Source organism: Arthrobacter sp. 2YAF22_2 (assembly GCF_052114645.1).
GTDB lineage: Bacteria > Actinomycetota > Actinomycetes > Actinomycetales > Micrococcaceae > Arthrobacter.
Window position 1 is genome coordinate 1 of the sequence record NZ_JBFRFD010000442.1, and the last position, 3,112, is coordinate 3,112.

At 72.4% G+C, this 3,112-nt stretch carries 3 protein-coding genes; all 3 read right to left on the reverse strand.

Features of this window, described 5'->3' with window-relative positions; all coding sequences use genetic code 11:
• A partial coding sequence (locus AB4Y86_RS15510) for a tyrosine-type recombinase/integrase (protein ID WP_441403086.1) occupies nucleotides 1-631 on the reverse strand: 631 nt, incomplete at its 3' end.
• Nucleotides 632-707: 76 nt separating this feature from the next.
• The gene (gene dprA, locus AB4Y86_RS15515; RefSeq protein ID WP_441403087.1) at nucleotides 708-1,895 is read right to left on the reverse strand and encodes a DNA-processing protein DprA; all 1,188 of its coding nucleotides are present in this window, start codon (nucleotides 1,893-1,895) and stop codon (nucleotides 708-710) included.
• Nucleotides 1,896-1,980: 85 nt separating this feature from the next.
• The coding region (locus tag AB4Y86_RS15520) for a YifB family Mg chelatase-like AAA ATPase (RefSeq protein ID WP_441403088.1) at nucleotides 1,981-3,112 on the reverse strand (1,132 nt) is incomplete at its 5' end.

Here is a 3,112-nt window from a genome sequence, read left to right on the forward strand (position 1 = left end):
GGGCCGGACGTCCACGGCGCAGCCAGTCGTCGACTGCGAGCGCCGCGGGGAGGCCGTACGGTACCGTGCGTTCCTTGTTGCCTTTGCCGATGACCCGCAACGTCCGACGGTCCGGGTCGAGATCGTCCACATCCAGGCCCGACAGCTCCCCGACGCGCACGCCGGTGGCGTAGAGCAGCTCCAGCATGGCGCGGTCCCGCAGGGCCAGCGGATCGCCCTCGGCTGCGGCCGTCTCGGCCCCGGCCACGAGCCGCTGCACCTGCCCTTGCTGCAGCACGCCGGGCAGGGACTTTTCCCGCTTCGGCGCCCTCAGCCGCAGGGCCGGGTCGACCGCGATGAGTTCCTCGCGGACGGCCCAGGCGGTGAAAGCCCTAGCGGTGGCGGCGTGACGGGCCAGCGTAGCGCGGGACTTCCCCGCTTCGCTCTGGGCTCCCAGCCAGCGGCGCAGGGTGCCAAGTTGGAGATCGGACAGGTCTCCGGCGCCCTCCGTGGCCGCATGTGCCAGCAGGCTTCCGACGTCGGCGAGGTAGGCGCGCACGGTGTGCACGGAGCGGCCCCGTTCCGCATCCAGATAGCGGCCGAAAGCGTGGGCGGTCTCGGCGAGCGCTGTGGGCAGTTGCTGGGTTGGCATCCTCCAACTCTCCCAGCATTCCCGCCCGCGCTGGTGGAGCTTGTCGGCGCGCCGCCGGGTCGGGCCGATCCCTGCGTTACCCCGCCGAGGAAGACCGCTTCCAGCCGCCGCCTCGGGATTCGGCCAGTCCCAGCAGGCCAAGCCGGCCGAGGCCTGCGCGGACCGATTCGGCGCTCAGCCCGGCGACGGTGGCAAGCTTCTCAACCGAACTGGTAATCCTCAGCGGCAAGGCGTCCAGCAGGATCAGGTCCTCCAGGGTCAGCCCGTCGTGGGCTTCCACCCGGCCGGACTTGGCGTCGGGCAGCGAGTCGCCGCTGGGCGAGGCCAGTTCGGCGATCTCGCCTGCGTCCGTGACGCACACAGCCCCGCCCTCGCGCAGCAACCGGTGGCAGCCGGCCGAGTTGGCGCTGTGCACCGAGCCGGGCACCGCTCCGACTGGCCTGCCCAGGGTCTCGGCATGGTGCGCGGTGTTCAGCGCCCCGGACCTCCACCGGGCCTCAACCACCACCGTGACGGCGGCCAGGGCTGCGATGAGTCTGTTGCGTTGCAGGAAGCGGTATCGCGTGGGTGCCGACCCCGGCGGGACTTCGGCCAGGACCGCTCCTTGGTTGGCGACGGCGCGGAGCAGGTCCTCGTTGCCGGCAGGGTAGAACCGGTCAACTCCCCCGGCCATGACGGCAATCGTAGGCAGGCCGCCGGCAGCACCGGCCAGGGCGGCCCGATGCGCGTGGGCGTCGATGCCGTAGGCTCCGCCGGAGATGATCGTAAACCCCCGCTGGGCCAGCGCGTAGGCAAGATCGCCGGTCACGGCGGAGCCGTACGAGGTGCTGTCCCTGGAGCCCACCAACGCTATGGCTCTGCCCGCCGGCGGCAGCTCCTGCTCCACGCCCCGCCACCAGAGGCAGAGTGGCTCCTGCAGCGCCAGGTCCGCGAGCTGGCCGGGCCACAGTGGATCCGCCGGAATGATCAGGCGGCCGCCGAGGCGCTGCACGGTCGCGAGGTCGCGCGCCGGCGCCAGGTCGGGAACTCTCGGTGCCCAGCGTTTCAGTGCCATGCCCAGCCCGGTCCAGCCTCCGCCTGCGCCGTGCTCCTCCAGCACGTGGGAGAGTTCCTGTTCCAGCCCGGGCCCTGCGGTCAGCTGCCCGGTCGCGATCCTCAGGGCGTCTTCTGCTCCGGCGACCCGCACGAGCGCCAGGCCTGCGGCGTCCTGGGGTTCCAAGAGCCTGGACAACGCGGCCCGGGCAGTCCGTTCGTTTTCAGTCATGGTGCTGCTTTCTCTTCGTGCTGCTCTCTTCTCAAGCCGGGGTTCCGATGCCGGTCCATCCACGGGACGGGGTCCGGTGGCGCCGTCAGGCGGCTGTGGCTGTGGCCTGCCGAAGGCCGAGTGCCTGGCCGATGTCGTCGGCATCCGGGACGGGGCGGGCGGAGAGGTCCGCGAGGGTCCAGGCCAGGCGCAGGACCCGGTCGTAGCCGCGGGCCGTGAGGGCGCCGCGTTCCAGTGCCCGGTCGAGGATCCGGGTTGTCGGGCCTGCCAGCCGCAGCGGGCCGCGGAGCACCCGGCCCGGTACCTGCGCATTGGTTTCCAGCCCGAGCGGCCGGAGCCGGTCCAGTTGGCGCTCCCGGGCTGCCTGCACCCGCACCGCAATCTCGGCTGTGGTCTCTTCGCCGCGGGGCTGGCCGAAGTCCGCCAGCGCCACGCGTTCAACCTCCAGCTGGATGTCGACCCGGTCCAGCAGCGGCCCGGACAGCCTGGCGAGGTAGCGGCGCCGCATCATCGGGGTGCAGGTGCAGTCCACCCCCTTGCCGGAGGCTTTGCCACAGGGACAGGGATTGGCGGCGAGGACCAGCTGGAACCGGGCCGGGTAGGCTGCCGTGCCCGCCGAGCGGTGGATGACCAGTTCGCCGCTCTCGAGCGGCTGGCGCAGTGCGTCCAGGACGCGTCGTTCGTACTCGGGGGCCTCGTCAAGGAAGAGCACGCCGCGGTGGGCGCGGGAGGCCGCCCCCGGACGCGGAAGCCCTGATCCGCCGCCAATGATCGCGGCCGCTGTGGCGGTGTGGTGCGGGTTCTCGTAGGGCGGCCGGCGCAGCAGTGTGACCGTGGCCGACGTCAGCGAACTCAGTGAGTGGATTGCTGTAACTTCCATCGCCGCCCTGTCGCCAAGGTCCGGCAGCAGCCCCGGCAGCCGTTCGGCCAGCATCGTCTTGCCGGCCCCCGGGGGGCCGGTGAGCAGGACGTGGTGCGCCCCGGCCGCTGCCACTTCCAGGGCCCGCCGCCCGTCGCCCTGGCCCGAGACGTCGCACATGTCCGGCACTACGTCGGCGCCGGCGTCGGGCCCGGCGTCGTCCGGTTCGTCGTCATCGGGTTCGAAATCCAGGGCCAGCTCCTGCGGGTCGGCGCCGAAGTCGAAGGCCAGCCGGGCCAGGGTCCGGTAACCGCGGACCTGGGCGCCCGGCACCAGTGCGGCCTCGGCGGCGTTGGCC